A 2,989-nucleotide genomic window follows, 5' to 3' on the forward strand; every position below is an offset into this window, starting at 1 on the left:
CGGCCATCGCGGCGGCGATTGATGCCAAGACCGACGCAGTCGTTCGCGAGGAGGTCGAACTGTACGCGGCGCGCCGCGAGACGGCCGCCGAGTTCAACCTCAACGCGGCCGGGCAGGCACTGGAATACCTCCAGGGTGACGATCCGGTGACGGTCCTGCGGAAGGAAGCGGCCGCCTCGCTGGCGGACCACTTCGAGGTCGCCGGCGAGTGGCTCGACGATGCGCCGTACGGCCCCCACGGGACTCCGCCGATCGTCTCGACCGGGAACTACTGAACCGCGTTCCGCGTTCGACCCCCGATTCTCTCTCTCACGGTATCACGGAGACGCGACGAAAGAGTCGGTACTGGACAGGGACCTCTCGTCGAGAAATCGGAAACCGGTCATCGAATCTACTGCACTGACTGACAGCGACGAGAGCGGTCAGTTCAGGTCCAGCTTCTCGGCGACCCAGTGGTCACGGGCGGCCATCACCAGCGCTTTCTCGTCCGCGAGGTCGGTCGTTTCGGCGACGAACTCGTCCCACTCTCCATGGCGGACCGTCTCGAGTTCATCGGCGGAGGCAGCGTCGCTGGGGCTCGCTGCAACCAGTTCGTCGAACGATTCGAACTCGCTGTGTGCCTGAACGAACGCCGCGTCGAACAGTTCAGTGAGGGAGATCTCTTCGTCGCTGTCGTGTACGTCCGCAGCAGTCGGGAGGTCGTCGCGCTGCTCGGCGGCCGCTTCGATATCCGTTGTGAGAGCCATGGTCCTATTCGATGTCGATACCTTGTAAATCCATCTCATTCTCGATCGGTGGCCCGCCGACGATGCGACGCGCTCTTCGATGGCGACTGCGGTTCACCTTCTCACCTCAGACGGCCCCGGCCCTGAAGGCCCGGTCTCGAGGCCGATCCGAAGGGAATTCTCGGGGCTCGTGCTGGAGCGAGATCCACTTCTTCTCGGTGACCTCGTCTAGGAAGTCCTCGCTGTTGTAGCCGACGCCGGACGCGCCGGTGCCGCTGAACGGAATGTGGGCCTCGTCGTTGATCGACTGGTCGTTGACGTGGATTATTCCGGTCTCGATGCGCTTGCCCGCGCCGACGTCGGTCTCGGTCGCGGCCGGAACCGTCGCGATCGTCTCGCGCGCCGAAGGATCCGCGACGCCATCGTCTCGCCGCTCTCCGACTCGCACCATTCGTGTTTCTGAGCCATGTGTTGACATGGCTAGGAAAGATAATTACGGCTTGGAAACAGGACGCCGGAGTCGTCGGGTCAGGCTGCCGGAAACGGATCGGGGAACGAGACTGCCGATGGTCCGGTGATAGCAGATGCTAGTCGAACGGCGGCGTGAGCCATCCGAGTCTCAGTCCGCGGACTGTTCGACGCTTACATCGAACACGTGTTCCGTCGAGAAGACACTGCGACACTGCTCGCAGACCATCTGCCCTTGGATCGCGTACTCCCAGAGCTTCCCGCCACAGTCCAGACAATCGAAGTGTGCTCGGACGAACGGGTCGTTATCGACGTATGGGTTGTCGAACTCGGCCATAGGAATCCTATCGGTGACGATCTATAAGAGTATTACCCAATCAGCAGCCCTGTAAATCGGAATCGCGGCTCCGACGAAATCCCCGTACGAGCGGGAACCGGACCGGGCTACTCGTCGATGCCGGCCTCGGCGTAGAAGTTGAGCGCCTCCAAGACAGGACGATCGGTGATGCCGAAGAGGATCGCCTCGCCGTCGGGGTCGTGGTGGTGCGGCTCGTCCGGTGGCACGACGAAGATGTCCCGCTCGCCCCACTCGAGGACCTCGTCGCCGACGTGGGTCGCGCCCTCGCCCTCGATGACGAAGTAGACCTCCGTCGAGTTGTGGAAGTGGGCATCCGTCGGGCCGTCGTTCAGCAGTTGGGACCGGAAGGACATGGTCGGCGTCACCGGCGGGTTCCCCGTCGCCGGATTGACGTACTCGAGGCTGTAGCCGTCGTAGGGGTCTGGGTCGTTGTTGTCGGCGCGCTGGTGGAGCGACTCGAGCATCTCGTCCCAGCCGAAGCGGTACGGCGGTGTCGGCTCCTGATTCCCCTCGAACGGTCCGGGGATGGAGCCGTCCGACTCCTCGTTCGCGGGGCGGCCGCGCCCGTACTGGGAGTCCCAGTACCCCTGGGTCTTCGTGACCGGTTGGCGCTCGAGTTCGTGGTTCTCGAAGACGTGGGTGTTGTTCAGTGTGTCCAGGAACAGCGGCAGGTCGAGGATGTCGAGCCACGCGGCCGTCTCGTCGGAGTCGTTGACGTGATCGTGCCACTCCCACTGCGGCGTCGTGATGAGGTCGTTGTCCCGCATCGGGAACTCCTCACCGGCGACGACCGTCTTCATATCCTCGGTGCCGTCGATGGTGAACCGGAGGGCACTGGACGCGTGTCGGTGGGCGGGCGCGGTCTCGCCGGGCGAGACTGTCTGGACGCCGACGTAAATCGTGTTTGAAATCGCGTGTTTGGCGTTGATCGGAACCGCGACCCGCCGCTGGAAGCCCGGCGGGAGGTCGGCGATCGGGACATCCTCCTCGATGCCGTCGATGGCGGCCTGGATGTCCTCCCACTTCCAGATGTCCGCCTCGAGGTTGTCGAGGAGGTCTCCCATGTCGTTTTCCACTTCCCACAGTGGACGGAGATCGTGCTTCTCGAGGATACTCTGTGTGTCGGAACTTAGCTCTAGGAGGTCCTCTGGCTCTTGTTTCGCCATAGCCTTATGTTTGTCAAAGAACGGCATAAGTGTGTTGGAGGTGCGCTTGACCCCACCGAGCGACCGGAGCCGATAGGGTGTGCTCACTCTCTCACGCGGTCGCTTGGGAATACGATGATCGTTCGGTACGATCAGTGACCGAGAAAGGATGATTTATGTGGCCGTATAGCAGTGGATATACCATGCGATTCGTTAGATTCAACGGTGACCGCCTCGGTCTGTTGACTGTCGACGACGGCGTCATCGACGTCACCGACCGCCTCGGTCTCGAG

The 2,989-nt window shown here is 62.6% G+C and carries 3 protein-coding genes and 3 pseudogenes; 2 read left to right on the forward strand and 4 right to left on the reverse strand.

The features are described from left to right. Positions 1-275, forward strand: a pseudogene (locus tag PGX04_RS32455) (monooxygenase); the annotation flags it as partial. A gap of 147 nt (positions 276-422) precedes the next feature. Here PGX04_RS32455 and PGX04_RS32460 read toward each other — a convergent pair. The 4 genes and pseudogenes from PGX04_RS32460 to PGX04_RS32475 all read right to left on the reverse strand — a co-directional run bounded on the left by PGX04_RS32460 (position 423) and on the right by PGX04_RS32475 (position 2,717). Continuing rightward, positions 423-746 carry a hypothetical protein gene (locus tag PGX04_RS32460; RefSeq protein WP_273742245.1) on the reverse strand — a complete coding sequence of 108 codons (324 nt, stop codon included), beginning with the start codon at positions 744-746 and terminating at the stop codon, positions 423-425. 106 nt (positions 747-852) lie between these two features. Beyond that, positions 853-1,086: pseudogene (locus PGX04_RS32465) on the reverse strand (aldehyde dehydrogenase family protein); the annotation flags it as partial. A gap of 258 nt (positions 1,087-1,344) precedes the next feature. Then, positions 1,345-1,530 carry a hypothetical protein gene (locus PGX04_RS32470; RefSeq protein WP_273742246.1) on the reverse strand — a complete coding sequence of 62 codons (186 nt, stop codon included), beginning with the start codon at positions 1,528-1,530 and terminating at the stop codon, positions 1,345-1,347. A gap of 107 nt (positions 1,531-1,637) precedes the next feature. After that, a complete protein-coding gene (locus tag PGX04_RS32475; protein ID WP_273742247.1) occupies positions 1,638-2,717 on the reverse strand; it encodes a cupin domain-containing protein in 1,080 nt (359 codons plus the stop codon). A gap of 182 nt (positions 2,718-2,899) precedes the next feature. Here PGX04_RS32475 and PGX04_RS34905 point away from each other — a divergent pair. Further along, positions 2,900-2,989 (forward strand): annotated as a pseudogene (locus tag PGX04_RS34905) (fumarylacetoacetate hydrolase family protein); the annotation flags it as partial.

The sequence above is a fragment of the Natrinema soli genome, from assembly GCF_028618695.1.